Annotated in this window: 22 protein-coding genes and 1 other annotated feature; all 22 genes read left to right on the top strand. The window is 46.5% G+C overall.

The genetic code is table 11. The features are described from left to right. Positions 1 to 15 precede the first annotated feature (15 nt). Positions 16 to 591, top strand: coding sequence for a hypothetical protein (locus tag L9W92_RS08935; protein WP_240083404.1), 576 nt, complete (start codon positions 16 to 18; stop codon positions 589 to 591). After that, complete coding sequence (locus L9W92_RS08930; protein ID WP_240083403.1) at positions 575 to 2,065, top strand: AAA family ATPase; 1,491 nt, start codon at positions 575 to 577, stop codon at positions 2,063 to 2,065. The genes L9W92_RS08935 and L9W92_RS08930 overlap by 17 nt, the downstream gene beginning before the upstream one ends. A gap of 160 nt (positions 2,066 to 2,225) precedes the next feature. Continuing rightward, positions 2,226 to 3,464 (top strand): competence/damage-inducible protein A, encoded by a 1,239-nt coding sequence (locus L9W92_RS08925; protein ID WP_240083402.1) that lies wholly within the window; start codon positions 2,226 to 2,228, stop codon positions 3,462 to 3,464. Between the two features lie 123 nt (positions 3,465 to 3,587). Continuing rightward, positions 3,588 to 4,637 (top strand): recombinase RecA, encoded by a 1,050-nt coding sequence (recA, locus tag L9W92_RS08920; RefSeq protein WP_240083401.1) that lies wholly within the window; start codon positions 3,588 to 3,590, stop codon positions 4,635 to 4,637. Continuing rightward, positions 4,637 to 5,095 carry a regulatory protein RecX gene (locus L9W92_RS08915; RefSeq protein ID WP_240083400.1) on the top strand — a complete coding sequence of 153 codons (459 nt, stop codon included), beginning with the start codon at positions 4,637 to 4,639 and terminating at the stop codon, positions 5,093 to 5,095. Before recA ends, L9W92_RS08915 begins: the two co-directional genes overlap by 1 nt. A 331-nt stretch (positions 5,096 to 5,426) precedes the next feature. After that, positions 5,427 to 6,953 (top strand): ribonuclease Y, encoded by a 1,527-nt coding sequence (gene rny / locus L9W92_RS08910; protein ID WP_240083431.1) that lies wholly within the window; start codon positions 5,427 to 5,429, stop codon positions 6,951 to 6,953. Positions 6,954 to 7,117: 164 nt separating this feature from the next. After that, positions 7,118 to 7,648: a hypothetical protein gene (locus tag L9W92_RS08905; protein WP_353681849.1), complete on the top strand. Its 531-nt coding sequence runs from the start codon at positions 7,118 to 7,120 to the stop codon at positions 7,646 to 7,648. Between the two features lie 16 nt (positions 7,649 to 7,664). Beyond that, entirely contained in the window at positions 7,665 to 8,444 is a 780-nt protein-coding gene (locus L9W92_RS08900) for a TIGR00282 family metallophosphoesterase (protein ID WP_240083398.1), read from the top strand. Between the two features lie 143 nt (positions 8,445 to 8,587). After that, on the top strand, positions 8,588 to 8,848 hold the full coding sequence (locus tag L9W92_RS08895) for a stage V sporulation protein S (RefSeq protein WP_134217659.1): 261 nt from the start codon (positions 8,588 to 8,590) through the stop codon (positions 8,846 to 8,848). An 80-nt stretch (positions 8,849 to 8,928) separates the two neighbouring features. After that, positions 8,929 to 9,912 (top strand): dipeptidase, encoded by a 984-nt coding sequence (locus tag L9W92_RS08890; RefSeq protein WP_240083397.1) that lies wholly within the window; start codon positions 8,929 to 8,931, stop codon positions 9,910 to 9,912. A gap of 120 nt (positions 9,913 to 10,032) precedes the next feature. Next, positions 10,033 to 10,866: a PHP domain-containing protein gene (locus L9W92_RS08885; protein WP_240083396.1), complete on the top strand. Its 834-nt coding sequence runs from the start codon at positions 10,033 to 10,035 to the stop codon at positions 10,864 to 10,866. Positions 10,867 to 10,949: 83 nt separating this feature from the next. Further along, positions 10,950 to 11,234: a translation initiation factor 2 gene (locus L9W92_RS08880; protein WP_240083395.1), complete on the top strand. Its 285-nt coding sequence runs from the start codon at positions 10,950 to 10,952 to the stop codon at positions 11,232 to 11,234. 150 nt (positions 11,235 to 11,384) lie between these two features. Beyond that, the gene (locus L9W92_RS08875) at positions 11,385 to 11,801 is read left to right on the top strand and encodes a DUF3842 family protein (protein ID WP_240083394.1); all 417 of its coding nucleotides are present in this window, start codon (positions 11,385 to 11,387) and stop codon (positions 11,799 to 11,801) included. A 68-nt stretch (positions 11,802 to 11,869) separates the two neighbouring features. Further along, positions 11,870 to 12,460 (top strand): bifunctional adenosylcobinamide kinase/adenosylcobinamide-phosphate guanylyltransferase, encoded by a 591-nt coding sequence (cobU, locus tag L9W92_RS08870; protein WP_312038079.1) that lies wholly within the window; start codon positions 11,870 to 11,872, stop codon positions 12,458 to 12,460. A 50-nt stretch (positions 12,461 to 12,510) separates the two neighbouring features. Next, positions 12,511 to 13,257, top strand: a complete 747-nt coding sequence (cobS, locus tag L9W92_RS08865; protein WP_240083393.1) for an adenosylcobinamide-GDP ribazoletransferase — start codon at positions 12,511 to 12,513, stop codon at positions 13,255 to 13,257. Between the two features lie 30 nt (positions 13,258 to 13,287). Further along, positions 13,288 to 13,902, top strand: a complete 615-nt coding sequence (cobC, locus tag L9W92_RS08860) for an alpha-ribazole phosphatase (RefSeq protein ID WP_240083392.1) — start codon at positions 13,288 to 13,290, stop codon at positions 13,900 to 13,902. Positions 13,903 to 13,976: 74 nt separating this feature from the next. After that, positions 13,977 to 14,201: a helix-turn-helix domain-containing protein gene (locus L9W92_RS08855; protein ID WP_240083429.1), complete on the top strand. Its 225-nt coding sequence runs from the start codon at positions 13,977 to 13,979 to the stop codon at positions 14,199 to 14,201. Between the two features lie 138 nt (positions 14,202 to 14,339). Then, positions 14,340 to 14,462, top strand: a sequence feature (ribosomal protein L20 leader region). Between the two features lie 15 nt (positions 14,463 to 14,477). Beyond that, complete coding sequence (gene infC, locus L9W92_RS08850; RefSeq protein WP_240083428.1) at positions 14,478 to 14,993, top strand: translation initiation factor IF-3; 516 nt, start codon at positions 14,478 to 14,480, stop codon at positions 14,991 to 14,993. A 16-nt stretch (positions 14,994 to 15,009) separates the two neighbouring features. After that, entirely contained in the window at positions 15,010 to 15,201 is a 192-nt protein-coding gene (gene rpmI, locus L9W92_RS08845) for a 50S ribosomal protein L35 (RefSeq protein WP_240083391.1), read from the top strand. Between the two features lie 41 nt (positions 15,202 to 15,242). After that, positions 15,243 to 15,596 (top strand): 50S ribosomal protein L20, encoded by a 354-nt coding sequence (gene rplT, locus L9W92_RS08840; protein ID WP_240083390.1) that lies wholly within the window; start codon positions 15,243 to 15,245, stop codon positions 15,594 to 15,596. A 141-nt stretch (positions 15,597 to 15,737) separates the two neighbouring features. Beyond that, entirely contained in the window at positions 15,738 to 16,385 is a 648-nt protein-coding gene (locus tag L9W92_RS08835; RefSeq protein ID WP_240083389.1) for a potassium channel family protein, read from the top strand. An 11-nt stretch (positions 16,386 to 16,396) separates the two neighbouring features. After that, a complete protein-coding gene (locus tag L9W92_RS08830) occupies positions 16,397 to 17,200 on the top strand; it encodes a TrmH family RNA methyltransferase (protein WP_240083388.1) in 804 nt (267 codons plus the stop codon). Positions 17,201 to 17,288: the final 88 nt, after the last annotated feature.

The following is a 17,288-nucleotide window of genomic DNA, read 5'->3' as shown; positions in this document are numbered from 1 at the left end:
GGAGAGGGGATCGCCATGCAATGGCAGGGCTTAAAGATACCGGTAATTATTTTCTCGCTATTGGCCGGGCTGGTTGTTATCTTCGGCGTCCAATGGATCTATCAAAAATATAGTATTCAAAATCCGATAAATATGGTTTTGTCCGGTAATGAGGCTGTCGAATCTTATAATGTCAGCACCGAGGGCAAGCAGATTAAGATAACTCTTACATTTAAAGACACTGCGGATTTAATGCAGTCATATAATGAACTGCAGAAAGAACTGGACCCAAAAATGGGCCAGCGGTCTTACCAGCTTCTGTTGAAAGACAGCAGGGACGACAGCCTGCAGCAGGTGTGGTACAACAGTCAGTTCGCTGTTTACCAGGCGATTGCCCAGGGAAGTTACCGGAGTATGGCGGAAGAGATAAAACAAGAGGCCGCTGCGGCGGGAGTTGAGGCGAAAATTAATATTGATCAGAAAAATATTTATATAAGGTTAAAAAAAGACGGGCGGACCCTTGACGAAGTGGTTGCCAGGGACGGCGGGCAATCTAACGGCAACATAAAGGCGCCACTTGTCGGAGGTGGAACAAATGCTCAAGGAAATTAGCATAGGGCTTAGCATCGCCCTGGTAATTTCGATGATCATCATGGGCTATGATGTAACCCCGTTTTTATTTTTTTTGGCGGCCGGCGGCGGACTTTATTATATTGCCAGGATGAGAGGCATGGTCGGCGCCAAAAATTTCAACAGTCCGGTCGGTGCGGGACGTTACGAAATTTCCTTCAGTGATATCGGCGGGCAATTTTCAGCCATCCATGAACTGCGCGAGGCCTTGGACTTTATTAAAAACCATCAGAGCATAAAAAGTCTGGGGATTCGGCCGCTTAAAGGTATCCTGCTTACGGGGCCGCCTGGAACAGGCAAGACGCTGATGGCTAAAGCCGCGGCCAGTTATACTGATGCTGTCTTTATTGCCGCTTCCGGTTCGGAATTTATTGAAATGTATGCGGGAGTAGGCGCTCAGCGGGTTAGAAAACTATTTCAAACTGCAAGGGATTGCGCCCCGCGCCAGAAAAAGAATTATGCCTTGATTTTTATTGATGAGATTGAAATCCTGGGTGGCAAGAGGGGGCAAACTACCAGTCATTTGGAGTACGATCAGACTTTAAACCAGCTTCTTGTGGAAATAGACGGGCTGAAGGTGGATGACAATGTAAAGGTGTTGCTTGTCGCCGCCACGAACCGGTCTGATATGCTTGATCCGGCGCTCATGCGGCCGGGGCGCTTTGACCGGATTGTTAAAGTTGACCTGCCTGATAAGGACGGGCGGCTGGAGATCTTAAAAATTCATACCAGGAACAAGCCGCTGGCTGAAGATGTGGAGTTAAATGTGATTGCCCGGGAAACCTTCGGTTTTTCAGGAGCGCACTTGGAAAGCCTGGCAAATGAGGCGGCTATTCTGGCTATGCGTGAAAAATCATCAGTAATAAAACAGCATCATTTTAACGAGTCAATTGATAAAGTAATGATGGGCGGGAAGCTGGATAAACGTCCTTCAGAAGCCGAAATGAAAAGGATAGCTATTCATGAGATTGGCCATGCTTTAATCAGTGAGCACGTCCGGGCGGGTTCTGTTTCCACCCTGACCATTACCCCCCGCGGTGATGCATTGGGGTATATGCGGCAGACTCCGGAAGATGATACTTACTTGTACACTAAAGATTACCTCGAGAATCAAATTTCTGTTATGCTGGCAGGCGCGGTTGCGGAGGAAACCATTTTGGGGAACCACAGCACCGGTTCCGCCAGTGACTTTGAGCAGGCCATGCGTACGGCCGAGACAATGCTGCGTTCAGGCATGTCGGATTTGGGCGTCATATGCTTTGACAGCCTTCCCCAGGAACTAAAGCATCATACTCTGGCCGGCATAGTGCAGGAACAGGAGAAGCGGGTAAAGGAGCGCATTTCCGAGGCGCGGCAGGTATTTACAAATGTTTCAGAGATCTTGCTGGAAAAGGAAAAAATCACGGGGAAGCAGTTTCGCAAAATTATCAAGGAATATAATGCGGGAGTTAATTAATTGCGAAATAAATAATCTGTTAAGGAAAACGAAACGGGCCGGCTGAATTAATTTTTTAGCCGGTCCGTTTCCTCTTAAATATATTAGCCTTATGGCCTTACGGTGTTGGGGCGATTCATGCTATAATCTGTCTGGAGAGTTAATATCGGGATGTGATAATTTGAAGACAGAACTTATTTTTACCGGTTCGGAACTGCTGCAGGGCCGCATTGTGAACAGCCATGCCCAGTATTTGGGAAGAAGGTTGTCCGAGCTTAATTTTGACGTCGCGTGGCATGTCACGGTGGGAGATAATTATGAAAGGCTGGAGCAGGTTGTCAGGCAGGCGCTGGAACGGTCTGAGCTGATTTTAATCACCGGGGGACTTGGTCCGACCACGGATGACCTTACTAAGGAAACTGTCGCTCACGTGCTGGGTCTGCCAATGATCCTTGATGAAAAATCGCTGGACGGGATAAGGGAGTTTTTTAACCGCCGCGGCATGTCCATGCCTGAATCCAATGCCAGACAGGCCTACTTTCCGCAAGGGGCAACTATTCTGCCAAACAACCGGGGAACCGCGCCCGGCATATTGATTGATCGGGGAAATAAAATTATTGCTCTTTTACCCGGACCGCCGCACGAATTGACTGCTATGTTTGAAGAGACACTGGCGCCGCTATTGTCAAAAAAAGCTGGTTCCGGAGACGTCACCAGGGTTAAAGTCGTCAGAGTTACCGGTATTTCCGAGTCGGCTGTGCAGGATCTGATGAAAGACTTGGGCGGGCAAGGCAATCCGGGCATCACCTATTTGGCCAGCCCGGGCCAGGTGCAGGTACGGATAACCGCGCGGGCGGCGAATGCCGAACAAGCGGAAAAAATGGTGGAGGAACTCTCGGAAAAGGTGAATTGTCGTCTTGAAGAGTACATCTTTAGTTACGGTGGTGAAAAGTTAGAGCACATTGTTGCTAAACAGTTGCTCGATAAGGGGATGTCGATTGGTTTGGCGGAATCCTGCACAGGCGGATTGATCGCCGCGAAGCTGACTGACGTTCCCGGTAGTTCAGGCTACTTTACCGGTGGTGTGGTTGCGTACAGCAATGAGGTAAAAAAAGCGATTCTCGGGGTGGCTCCCGAGACAATTGACCGGCACGGGGCTGTCAGTAAAGAGACGGCGGTGGCCATGGCCGAAGGTGTGCGGAACCTGATTCATGCAAGCCTGGGTCTGGCCGTAACAGGTATTGCCGGGCCGGACGGCGGCACCCCGGTTAAACCACGGGGACTGGTTTATATCGCCCTGGCGTCCGAAAGGGGCACCTCCTGCCATGAGTACCATTTTCCCGGCGACCGTCTGGCTGTGAGGATGGGCACGGTAAACGCCGCGCTAAATATAGTCAGGGCATTCCTTCAAGAAAAATAGAAAAATAGTATTCTAATTTATTCTTTTCTGATTATTTTTATTGACATAAATTGAAAAGCGACATATAATTAGCTGGGGACGAACAAACGTTCTTTTTGTAATGATTCTCTGAACATGGAGGTAATGCTTTTGTCTGATAAACAAAAAGCTTTGGAACTGGCGCTGACGCAGATAGAACGGCAATTCGGCAAGGGTTCGATTATGAAGCTTGGAGAAGCCTCCGCTAATTTAAATGTTGAGGTTATTCCAACAGGCACTCTGGCGCTGGATATCGCTCTTGGCATCGGGGGAGTGCCGCGCGGCAGGGTAATAGAGATATTTGGGCCGGAATCTTCCGGGAAGACAACCGTGGCTCTCCACATCATCGCCGAGGCCCAGAAGACAGGTGGGGCGGCGGCTTTTATCGATGCCGAGCACGCCCTCGATCCAGCATATGCCAGGAACCTGGGAGTAGATATTGAGAACCTGCTGGTGTCCCAGCCGGATACCGGTGAGCAGGCGCTGGAAATTGCCGAGGCATTGGTGCGCAGCGGAGCTATAGATGTCATCGTTATCGATTCTGTAGCCGCCCTGGTGCCACGTGCTGAGATTGAGGGGGAGATGGGAGACTCACACGTTGGATTGCAGGCGCGGCTGATGTCCCAGGCGTTGCGCAAGCTCACCGGGTCGATCAGCAAGTCGCATACAACAGTAGTCTTTATTAACCAGATCCGGGAAAAAGTCGGTATCATGTACGGCTCGCCTGAAACTACCACCGGCGGGCGCGCCTTGAAATTTTATGCTTCAATTCGCATGGAAGTGCGTAAACAGGAAAATATCAAGCAAGGTACCGATATTATTGGGAACCGCACCAGAGTCAAGGTGGTGAAAAATAAAATGGCGCCGCCTTTTAAACAGGCCGACTTCGACATCATGTACGGTACGGGAATATCCAAAGAAGGCAGCATTCTGGACATTGCCGCTGATTTAAACATTATTAACAAAAGCGGAGCCTGGTACTCCTACAATGATGACAGGCTGGGTCAAGGCCGGGAAAATGTCAAAGAATTCTTAAAAGAACATCCTGACATGGCGAAAGAAATTGAGCAAAAAGTTCGACTGGCGCATAATCTTGCCGGTGTTAAAGTTGCTCCTTCGACTGCGGGCGCGGCAGAGGGCGATTTAAATAAATAATGAAAAATGAACTTAAAAAGGCCAGGTCATTAGCTTTAAGGATGCTGGCACTCCGCCGGCGTTCCAGGCATGAGCTGGAACAATATCTGGAGCGGAAAGGCTTTACCCCCGAAGTGTCGCACCCGGTTTTAGATGTTTTGGGGGAGTATGGCTATATCAACGACAAAGAATTCGCCCGTTGCTGGGTGGACCGGAGACTGGGTAAAAGAGGATTCAGTGGGTTAAGGCAAGAACTGCGGGACAAGGGAATCAGCGTTAAGATCATTGAAGAGGTTCTGGATGAATTGGGAGATGACAGGGAATATATCACTGCTATGAAATTAGTGAAAAAGGAAATGATCCGTAGTAATGGGGAGTGTAATCTTCCGCGGCTGGTAGGTTCGCTTAACCGGCGTGGTTTTACATGTGAAGTAATTAGTAAGATACAACGCGGGATTAAAGATGGCGACAGAGACTGAATTTATCCTCCCGGGTTTGTGCCTGCCGGGTTTTAGCTTGACTTTTTTTGAAAAAACCTGTACAATCTAATATGGGAGAAAATAGAATTGGATACTACTACGTACGGGTTTTATTATAGATAAAATCCAATAGTTCCTAAGGTCGAAGTTCGGTTTGGTTTGTTGAACCGGACTTTAGGAAGGTGCCCATTTGAGGTTTTTTCTTTCCGTGATCTGGACAAGAATAAATAGTAGTGTCTGTTCATTTTCGACCGAGTTATACTCGGTTTTTTTTTGTTGCTGGAATAAAACTCATCAAAAAAGGGGGTGAAAAAAGGTATTGGAATTTAATATGATTATAATTATTATAGGATCTGTACTGGCATCTTTTGTGGTAGGGTATTTTTTAAGAAAATACTTGGCGGAAGCTAAGATTACTTCCGCTGAGAGCGAAGCAAAGAAAATAATTGATGAAGCGGAAAAGAATGCTGAAGCTAAAAAGCGGGAAGCAATTCTGGAGACCAAAGAAGAGGTTCTGAAACTGCGCAATGAAGTTGAGAAAGAAAACCGGGAGCGCAGGGGGGAGCTTCAAAGAGCGGAACGCAGGTTAGTTCAGAAGGAAGAAAACTTGGACCGCAAAGCTGACTCAATAGAAAAGAAAGAGGTGGCTTTAAGCCGGAAAGAAACGGAAATAGAAGCTGTTAAAAATAAAATCGCAGAGGTTTATAAAAAACAGCTTGGTGAATTGGAACGGATATCAGGCATGACATCTGAAGAAGCGAGGCAGATCCTGCTTACTGATATTGAAAAAGAAATACAGCATGAAGTAGCAATAATGATCAAAGACATGGAAAACAAGGCTAAAGAAGAAGGGGAAAAACGGGCTCGCGATGTTATTTCTCTAGCTATTCAGAGGTGCGCGGCGGATCATGTCGCCGAGACGACAGTAGCGGTGATCCCGTTGCCCAGTGATGAAATGAAAGGACGTATTATCGGACGTGAGGGTAGAAATATTCGTGCTTTTGAAACGCTAACGGGAATAGATCTCATTATTGATGATACACCGGAAGCTGTGATTTTGTCAGGTTTTGATCCGATCCGGAGAGAAGTGGCAAGGATTGCTCTGGAAAAGCTGATCGTTGACGGCAGGATCCATCCGGCGCGCATTGAGGAAATGGTTGAAAAAGCCAAAAAAGAGGTCAACAACCAAATTAGGGAGGCTGGAGAACAGGCGACCTTTGAAACAGGTGTGCACGGTATTCACCCCGAACTGGTCATTCTTTTGGGGCGCTTAAAATTCCGTACAAGTTATGGCCAGAATATATTAAAACATTCAATTGAAGTTGCCCACCTGGCTGGTCTGATGGCTTCTGAACTGGGAATTGATATCCAAATGGCAAAAAGAGCCGGTTTATTGCACGATATCGGCAAGTCGGTTGACCACGAAGTGGAAGGGCCGCATGTCACTATCGGTGTTGACCTGGCTAAGAAATACAAGGAATCGCATGATATTGTTCATGCCATTGCTTCCCATCACGGAGACGAAGATCCTAAAACCATTATTGCTGTTCTGGTGCAGGCTGCCGACGCGATTTCCGCTGCTCGGCCCGGCGCGCGCCGGGAAACGCTGGAAGCATATATCAAACGCCTCACTAAACTGGAGGAGATTGCCAACTCCTTTGAGGGAGTGGAGAAATCATACGCGATTCAAGCGGGGCGTGAAGTACGCATCATGGTAAAACCTGATAAAATTGATGACATAGGCGCTATTCGGTTGGTGCGGGACATTGCTAAAAGAATAGAGAACGAATTGGACTATCCGGGGCAGATCAAAGTTGTGAGCATCCGGGAAACCAGAGTGGTTGAGTACGCAAAATAAGTAAAAAAACGGCTCTATAAGGGGCCGTTTTTTGTATTCTTTGAGATCTGCCAACGATAAATTATTCATGGAAATATTTTTTTAAAACCATTACGTGAAAAAAAGCAGGAATCTTTTATGATAAACAGAATCTATACATGTTTCACTAGGTTTCTTAGGGGAAGGTGAATTTATTGGGATTTAACTATGATGGTAAAAGCAACGATGTTAACGGCAGTGTGGGCCTGTTAATTTCCATTTTGGTCTGCTACCCGGAAGTGGCTGCAATAAATTTCGACCCGGAGAAACAGCTGATCAGGTTTACCTTTATCTATTCAAAAGTATTGATAGAAAATGAATTAGATAATTTGAAAGCAAGATTGCTCAATAGCATAGAAGTGTACAACCAGCTGGAAGGCAGGAAAAACAGTATTATTTCTTTGAATAGTCAAATATGTGATAATCTTACCATCATTGAAGTACAGCGCGATGTAAATACCCTGTTCCAGGAAGAAATAACATTGATTGTGGAATTATTTCGTCAATGTTTTAATAATAATCTTGTAACCGAAGGATATGATCAATATATTGAAGAAGAAATAGTGGCCCAGGAAGAGATGATCGGGCATATGCTTGAAAGAATAAAAGGCACCAGTCAAGACAAGTACCTGTTTGCTTTTCGCGAGGAGGGCAGGGTATTGGTGTTCGACAAATAAAAAGGAGGTCAAAAACATGCGTTTGTTGATGATCGGTGATGTTGTCGGACGCCCGGGCAGGAATGCCGTGCAGGTTACCTTAAAAGAATTGAAACATGAACATGAGTTGGATATGGTTATCGCGAACGGTGAGAACGCTGCCGGCGGCAACGGCATAACCAGGGAAACTGCCCAGGAATTATTTGCCGCGGGAGTGGATATCCTCACGATGGGCAATCATGTTTGGAATAAGAAAGAGGCTTTAAACTATATTGCCCATGAGAAACGAATAGTCAGGCCGGCTAATTATCCGCCCGGCTCTCCAGGCACCGGCGCTGATATCTATGAAACCAAGGGAAAGGTTAAAGTTGCGGTAATAAATCTCTCCGGAAGGGCCTTCATGCAACCGCTAGACTGTCCTTTCCGCAAGGCGGATGAAATGTTAAAGTTTTTATCAGAGAAGGCAAGAGTGGTAGTTGTAGATTTTCATGCCGAGGCTACCTCGGAAAAAATAGCCATGGGATGGTATCTTGCCGGCCGGGTTTCGGCAGTGTGCGGTACGCATACACATGTACAGACTGCTGATGAACGTATCCTGCCCGGCGGTACTGCCTATATTACTGATTTAGGTATGACCGGTCCGTGTGATTCAGTTATCGGCGCTAAGAAAGAAATTGTCATTAAACGTTTCATAACGCAACTTCCCCTGAAATTTGAAGTCGCAACCGGTCTTTTTCAGTTCAATGGAGTAATTATTGACATTGATGAGATAACCGGGGAAGCCGTGTCGATTAGCAGGATTCAAAATTACGAGTAGCGCAGCTTTTTTTGGGTTGAACATTTTTCATTTAGTAAAGAGGTATTTTCCGACCGCTCGCGAATATATTTTTTATACGGGAAGTACAGGGTAACAAACCTTGCAGCATATTCACATTTTTTGTAATGAGGGAGGTAGCTTAAATGGATGTCTTAAAAGTTTCAGCAAAGTCCAATCCAAATTCTGTTGCCGGTGCCCTGGCTGGTGTACTGCGGGAGCGAGGTTGTGCCGAAATGCAGGCAATCGGAGCAGGCGCGCTTAATCAGGCAGTAAAAGCGGTGGCGATCGCCAGAGGATTTGTGGCGCCGAGTGGGGTAGACTTGATTTGCATACCTGCCTTTACGGATATAATTATTGACGGGGAAGAGAGAACTGCCATTAAATTAATTGTTGAACCGAGATAAAAATATTACACTTTTAGTATTTAATTAGCAGGTCCTGTTTATTTATCTTGATAAACAGGGTTTTTTATTGGAGGAACATTTTGGAGCATATTATTAAAAGGAAAGCTGAAGCATTACATTGTGAAAGTATCGTATTGGATACCCATTGCGACACGCTTACCGCCATGCTTGATGAGGGCAGGCCGCTTGCCGGATGCCCGGGCTTAGGTCATCTGGATCTGCCCCGTTTGAGAACCGGGAAGATAAATGTTCAGTTCTTTGCTGCGTTTATCGCTCCTGAATTTAAAAGTACGGCGGTGAGAAGGGTATTGGAGCTTGTCGATTTATTTTATCGGGAGATAGAAAGCAATAATGATGTGATTTTACACGCAAAAAGTATGAATGATATTAATAAGGCAATAACGTCCGGCAAGATTGCCGCTTTTCTTTCCGTTGAGGGCGGCGAGGCGCTGGCGGGAAGCCTTGGTATTTTGCGTGTATTATATAGATTGGGGGTTCGCAGTATCACCTTGACCTGGAATGGGCGGAATGAGCTGGGCGCCGGTGCTGGAGAAGACTGTCCCGGAGAAGGCTTGACGGAGTTTGGGATTGCGGTTGTAAGAGAAATGAACGACCTCGGATTGCTGGTGGATGTATCTCACCTGTCCGAACAAGGTTTCTGGGATGTCTTGAGAACATCACGCCAGCCGATAATCGCTTCTCACTCTAATTGCCGGGCGCTTTGCGATCACCCCAGGAATTTAACTGACGAACAGATTAAGGCGCTAGCAGAGCGCGGGGGTGTAATAGGGGTCACTTTCGTGCCTGACTTTCTCGGCGGTGAGAATACTTCAGTAGATCATGTTCTTGCTCATATTGAACATGTTATAGCAGTCGGCGGGCCGGATTGTGTGGGGCTTGGTTCAGATTTTGACGGCACGGAAAGGCTGCCGCTGGGGTTGGTTGACTGCTCGCGCCTGCCGGTTATAACCATGGGTTTATTAGAACGGGGATACAGTGAAAATGTCATAAAGAAAGTACTCGGCGGCAACTTTATCAGGGTAATGCGGCAGGTGATAAAATAGTTTGGGTATCCAGAAGTCAGGAGTCAGAATTCAGAATATTTCAAGACAATAAGTCATTCTCTCATTCTTTCTACTGACTGTTATAGTTACATTTGGACTGCCGAAAGAAGGTGGACAACTGTGCAGGTGGATATGCACGTGCATACAACTGCTTCGGATGGTATGGACAGCCCCGTAGAAGTGGTAGCCAGTGCGAAAAAGCTCGGTCTTAAAGCGCTGGCGATTACAGATCATGATACATTAGAAGGTGTTGAACCCGCGCTGAAAGCTGGTCATGACTATGAAATAGAAGTTATTCCCGGTATTGAGTTAAGCACTGAGGCCAATGGAGAGGAAACACATATTCTCGGTTATTTGTTAGAGCTTGCCAGCAAAGAATTTCTAGAGACAATTTCGTTGTTTCGCAACTATAGAATTAAACGTATTGAGCAAATGGTTGTAAAGCTGCAAATGATGGGTTTCCCGGTTGTGATGGATAGAGTAATGGCCATTTCAGGGACTGGTTCGGTTGGGCGTCCGCACCTGGCTGCGGCAATGGTTGAAGCAGGTGTTGCTGCTAATTTGACAGAGGCTTTCGACAAATACATTGGCAGGGGATGTTCCGCTTATGTCCCGCGTTATAAGATAGAGCCGGCTGAAGCGGTTCAACTAATCCGGAAAGCCAACGGGGTACCCGTTTTAGCCCATCCCGGACTTGGTAATTCCAGTAAACTTATACCGGAACTGGTACCAAAAGGTCTGGCGGGAATTGAAGCATTCCACCCTGCGCACTCGCGGGAATTATCTGAGTACTATTACAGGCTGGCTGAAAAATACAATTTGATCGCAACAGGCGGATCGGATTACCATGGTTTAGGTCACAAAGAGGGTCGAAGCCTTGGTATGGTAACGGTATCTTATGCCGTGCTTCAGGAAATGAAAGATTGGAGAATAGCCCTCAATCCCTCTAAGTAGCGTGACATGGCCGCAACGTCTATTTACTGCTTTCGGCGCATATACTAGCACTAGCGTTAAGACTCTGGTAAGGTGGTGCTGCGTTGGAAGATACTATTGATGTTTGTTACTTGAGGCGAAGGATCGTGGAGTTAGAGGAAAAAGTTGAGCAACTGCGGCTTAGCCGAAGAGTATTGATGAATTTAATTGAAAGAACTGAAAAGGAAAGAGCCGGTTTTCTTGTCAGGTTGGAAAAAGAAAACCACAAACTTCACCGGGATAATCGCCGCTATGCCAAGCGGCTGCTTGACAAAAACTTACAGATAATAGAATTGGAATCGAAATTAGGAGATATGAACGCCAAACAGCTTACACCGGCGCATGTTTAAGTTAAAATATACAATAAATATCCACAGGATTATACACAGTTGTTAATATTTGTAAATATATAATGAAATTAATTAGGAAGACCCGAAGGGTCTTTATTTTCTGTTTAAATGTGGTATAATGCAGTATGATTTTTTTTGGCGGTGGGGTTTATGCGAATTGCGGTGATTGACGGACAGGGCGGTGGTATTGGTAAACATATTACCGAGAGGCTGCGCAGGGGTTTACCCGAAGAAATAGAAATTTTGGCGTTAGGGACCAATGCGCTGGCCACTTCAATGATGCTGCGCGCAGGCGCGAATGAAGGCGCGACAGGTGAAAATGCCGTATTATTTAACGCCGGGAGAGTTGATCTGATCGCCGGCTCAATTAGTATTTTATTTGCCAATTCGATGCAGGGTGAATTAACGCCCAAAATGGCTGAGGCAATTGCCTCCAGCCCGGCAAGAAAAATCTTATTGCCGCTAACCAGGGCGGGTGTCGATATAGTGGGGCTAAAAGCTGAACCACTGCCGCATTTAATAGAAGAACTAACTATAAAGGTGAAAGAGATCATTGAGCGCCGGTAAATTTGCAACGGCATGCGACTGATAGTCTCCCCCGGCCAAGGTGGCGCGGGGTTTATTATTACTAATTGGTGAGTAAATCGATGAAAGGTAAGCTGATCTTGATTCTGGGCGGCGCGCGCAGCGGCAAAAGTAAGTTTGCCGAGAAAGTGGCCGTTAGTTTAGGCGGCAAGATAACCTATATTGCAACCGCGGCGCCGCTTGATAAGGAAATGGCCGAACGGATCCGGCTGCATCAGGCTTCCCGGCCCGGAGACTGGCAGACAGTTGAGGAGCAGAAAAACGTTGCCGAAGTAATATTAAATGGCCGTAAAGGTGATGTGTTCCTGCTGGACTGCATAACTCTGTGGCTGACCAACATGCTGCTGGATGAGCAATTACCAGGGACGGGTGCAACAAGGTCTGAAAAAGAAATGTTTATCCTGGCGCAGGCAGCCAGACTCGCTGAAGGTGTCAAGTCAGGAGCGCATCTGGTTGTCGTGTCAAATGAAGTTGGCATGGGAATTGTCCCGGATGCATCCTTAGGCAGAACTTTTAGGGATCTGGCCGGCAAAGTCAATCAGGTTCTGGCCGGCAAAGCTGACCGTGTCTATCTGGTAATCGCGGGACTTCCCCTGGAACTAAAAGCAACGGCCGGTACCGGGTTTGAGCTTGATCTGTGAAAAGCCGAGCATTAAAAAATAGCATTTAAAAGCCTAAGGGAGCTTTATTTTTGAAAAGTATCTTGTTTGCTTTTTATCAACTTACCAGGTTGCCTTTGCCCGCCATAACATTTGATGAAGTCGCCTGCGGCAAGTCGACAGCGTTTTTCCCACTGGTGGGACTGAGCCTTGGCGCCGTTATGACTGCTTTGGCATGGGCGGTAAGGTTGATTTACCCTGCCCAAGTTGAGGCGGCGCTGCTTGTTGTAGGAATGGTTGTTCTGACAGGCGGTGTGCACCTGGACGGTTTTATGGACAGCATTGACGGATTATTCAGCGGTCGGTCCAGGGAAAGAAAATTAGAGATTATGCGTGACAGCCGGGCGGGTGCTTTCGGAGTGGTCGGGGTAGTGTGCCTGTTGTTGTTGAAGTACTGCCTGTGGCTTGATTTAATTGGCAATGAACTGACCAGGATTTTGCTGGTTGTACCGGCTTTAAGCCGTTGGGGAATGACGATTGCCATTTCAATGTTTCCCTATGCCAGAAATGATGGTTTGGGAAAGGTGTATGCGTTGAATACAGGTGCTAAAGAACTCTCGGAGTCCACTTTTTTAGCGGTGATAATAGCTGGTTTTCTAATGGGCTTGACAGGTGTCTGGCTTATTCTGATATGTGCGGCGATTACCTGTCTGGCCGGCCTGTTAATAACCAAGAAGTTAGGCGGACTTACGGGAGACGTATACGGTTTTATCAACGAAATATTGGAAGTGGCGCTGTTGCTGGCAGTATATCCGGTACTCCGCATAAATCTTGTTTAATAATAATTTATAAATACTGGAGGGAATTGAATGACTTGCCGGATTTATTTTGTGCGGCATGGAGAAACATCGTGGAATGCCTTGTTGAAAGTTCAAGGTCACTCAGATGTCTTTTTATCAGACCGGGGACGCGAGCAGGCGGAGATGTTGGCACAGCGCCTGGCCAATGAAAAAATCCATTGTTTTTACAGCAGCGATTTAGCAAGGGCCTATGAAACCGCAAGGATCGTTGCCCGGCCACATGAACTTGAGGTTATAGCAACACCGGCTTTAAGAGAACTAAATTTCGGGGTCTGGGAAGGTATGACCGCGAAGGAGATTGAGGAGGTTTATCCCGGACAAATAGAGAGTTGGTGGACCAACCCTCTAGACACACGTATTCTGCAGGGGGAAAAACTGTCGGAGATGACGGAGCGCTGCGTGCACGAGGTAAAAAATATTATTAATAAGCATGACAACGAAACCGTTTTAGTGGTAGCCCATGGAGGAGCCATTCGCAGTATTATCTGCAGTGTGCTGGGGATTAATTTGAATGAGCAATGGCGCCTCCACTTGGATAATGCCTGCTTGAATCTGGTTGATTTCCCGCGATGGGAAAGAGGCATATTAAAGCTGTTTAATGACTGCACTCATTTAAAAAAATAAATGCCGCAATATTATATTTAGACTGACCGATACTGGGTATAATACTGAAAAAACGGGGTGGATTAATGGATAACATGGATTTTGTCACACAAAGCCGTGTTCCCTGGAGCAGTGAGCCCAGTCTTAAGGAAATGACCCGTGAAGTCGGAGTAGACTTTGACCGGTTTATTGAAGATCTTAAAGAGGATAAAACAGACGTTGAGATGGCTGAGGAGTTTAACGTGTCCGAGAAGCTGATCTATCACTTGCGGGAGCATTTTTATTCGCACGGTTTGGGCTCGATCGAAGGTCAGGACTAGCGGCTTAATACTGTGTGCAGTAATTGGCGGTTAAATAATGAATGAATAAGCACAGAATGAATAGCTTTTTTATGAATAAGCTTTTTTATTGACTTGTAAAGCTTGATATGTTATAATACAACCATTAAATAACAAATGTTAAGTAAGTAGAAGCCATCCGCTTCTCACCTTACGACGCGCCCTTAAAAACGCAGTCCATAAGGTTTCTTGATAGGTAATTAGCTTTTGAGCGGGTGGGTATGCCCGCTTTTTTATTTTTTGGGAGGTGAACACGCTATCACAAAAGATTTCCGTATTAATGAGGAGATCAGGGCTAGAGAAGTTAGGGTTATTGACAGCGAAGGGACCCAACTCGGTATTATGCCTGCTAGAGAGGCTCAACGGCTGGCTGAGGAAAGGCAACTTGATCTGGTGGAAGTTGCTCCTGCCGCGAAACCGCCTGTTTGCCGGATCATGGACATCGGCAAGTATAAGTACGAGCAGAGCAAGCGAGAGAAAGAAGCCAGGAAAAAGCAGAAGATTGTCAGTATTAAAGAAGTAAAACTCCGGCCCAATATTGAGAATCATGATTTTGACGTAAAAGCAAAAAACGCTATCAGGTTTTTAAAAGATGGTGATAAAGTCAAAGCAACTATAATATTCCGCGGACGTGAAATTGTCCATACCCAGCTGGGTCAAAAATTACTGGCCCGGCTGGCGGAATGTTTGGGTGAATACTCGACGGTTGAAAGGCAGCCAAAATTAGAAGGTAAAAATATGATTATGATTTTAGCACCAAAACAGGATAACTAGGAAGGAGTGTATTAACTTGCCTAAAATAAAAACACACCGTGGAGCGGCAAAACGATTTAAAAAGACGGCTACCGGGGAGTTTAAAGGTTCACATGCTTTTCACAGCCATATTCTTGGCAAAAAGAGCGCCAAGAGAAAACGCAACCTGCGCAAGGCCACTGTTGTTAGCGCTGTCGACGCCGGTCGCCTGAAGAGGCTGTTACCCTAGCGTTACTTGTATAGATTCGTCATATAAAGGAGGAATATTACATGCCACGGGCGAAAAGCAGTGTGGTTTCACATAAAAGACATAAGAAGATCTTGAAATTAGCCAAAGGTTACCGGGGTGCAAAAAGCAAACTCTACAGGGTTGCCAACCAGCAGGTAATGAAGTCGTTGATTTACGCCTATCGCGACCGGAAGGCAAGAAAACGTGATTTCAGGAAGCTTTGGATAGCCAGAATCAACGCTGCCGCCAGGATGAACGGCATTTCATACAGCCGCTTGATGAACGGGCTCAAACTGGCGGGCATTGAGATAAATAGAAAATTACTGGCCGAAATGGCAATTAACGACGCCCAATCTTTTGGCCGTCTGGTTGAGATGGCCAAGGCAAAACTCTAAGGTATTAAAATTTGATACCGGGTGAGCTCGAGAAAATGTGTATGGGGTTTGACTGATGACAAAAAGCATGATAAATATTATCATGCTTTTTTTTAAGACTTGAGGATTATTTCTGATGATTATGGAAGGAGGAGGGAAGCTGTGAAACAGATAGCAGTGATTGGACTGGGGCGATTTGGCGGCAGTGTGGCGCTGACCCTTGCCAAAATGGGGTATGATGTCCTGGCTGTTGATACTAACGAAGAAAAAGTAAATGATATTAAAGACAGTGTAACTTATGCCGTCCAAGTAGACGCGATGGATGAGCAGGCTTTAAAAGCGTTGGGCATACGCAATTTTGATGTGGTGATCGTGGCGATCGGGCAGGATATTCAGTCAAACATACTGGTAACAGTAATGCTGAAAGACATGGGTGTGAAAAAAGTGGTGGCAAAAGCGGTCACGGAACTGCACGGAAAGGTTCTGGAAAGAGTCGGAGCTGATAATGTGGTCTTTCCTGAGCGCGATATGGGAGTGAGGGTGGCTCACGCCCTGGTTTCCAAGAACATTCTCGACCAGATAAATCTTTCCCCGGACTACAGCATCGTCGAGCTGATCACGCCGGAAGAATTTGCGGGACAAACCTTGGAAAGGGCGGATGTAAGGATGAAACACGGTGTCACTGTGCTGGCTATCAGACGCGGCAATGAAGTAATCATCTCCCCCGGAGCCAAACAAGTTGTTAATTCTGGAGATATCCTGGTAGTGGTGGGCAGGGAAGATAAACTCAAAGATCTGGAAGAGAGGTAGGTAACTTTAGTTTGCTGAGCAGACAAAACCCCCGGATAAAATACTTGCGCCGTCTTACAAACCGCCGCTTCAGGGAGATGGAAGGTAAATTTATGGCCGAGGGTGTTCGTTTTGTGGAAGAGGCGTTGGCATCATCTTTTACCGTGGAAATGCTGGTTTATTGCCGGAATACGGGGTTAAACTCCCGCGGGCGCGCCTTGCTGGAAGCGGCATCCTTTAACGATATTCCGGTCCTGGAGGTGGAAGAGGCATTTTTTAAAGAGTTGGCTGAAACTGTCACGCCACAGGGCATCTTGGCGGTGGTAAAGTGGCGGCGGCTAAAGCTGGAGGACTTGCGCGCGGGAGTGAACCCCTGGCTGCTGGTGCTGGTTGACGGAGTGCTTGATCCAGGGAATATGGGTACTATTGTGCGTTCGTCTGACGCTGCCGGCGCCGACGGCGTTATTCTTTTGAAAGGGACAGCCGATATATTCAACCCGAAAGCGCTGCGGGCCACTATGGGTTCTATTTTTCATATTCCAGTTATTCAAAACAGTTCGTTTGAGGAAGTAGAATTATTTATTAAACGTCACGGCGTCAAACTGGTTGCCGGCATGCCACGTGGTGAAAAAGCAATTTTTGAAAGCAATTTGACTGAATCTTGCGCTTTGGTAGTCGGCAGTGAACCACGGGGGCCCGGAGAAACTGTCATGTCCGGGGTGTTTGAACGCGTGCATATTCCGATGCCGGGACGCGCTGAATCTTTAAACGTGGCGATATCAACAGCCATAATGCTATACGAAGCTGTGCGCCAGCGCAGTTCAACAAGTAGTTGATAAATAATTAAGATATTTTTGGTCACATGATCATAACAATTTGGTCACAAACTTTCTTGTCATCAATTTTGGCGTATGGTATAATGAC

The organism is Pelotomaculum terephthalicicum JT (assembly GCF_022410535.1).
GTDB lineage: Bacteria > Bacillota > Desulfotomaculia > Desulfotomaculales > Pelotomaculaceae > Pelotomaculum_D > Pelotomaculum_D terephthalicicum.
This window is presented reverse-complemented; position numbering and strand designations above follow the sequence as displayed.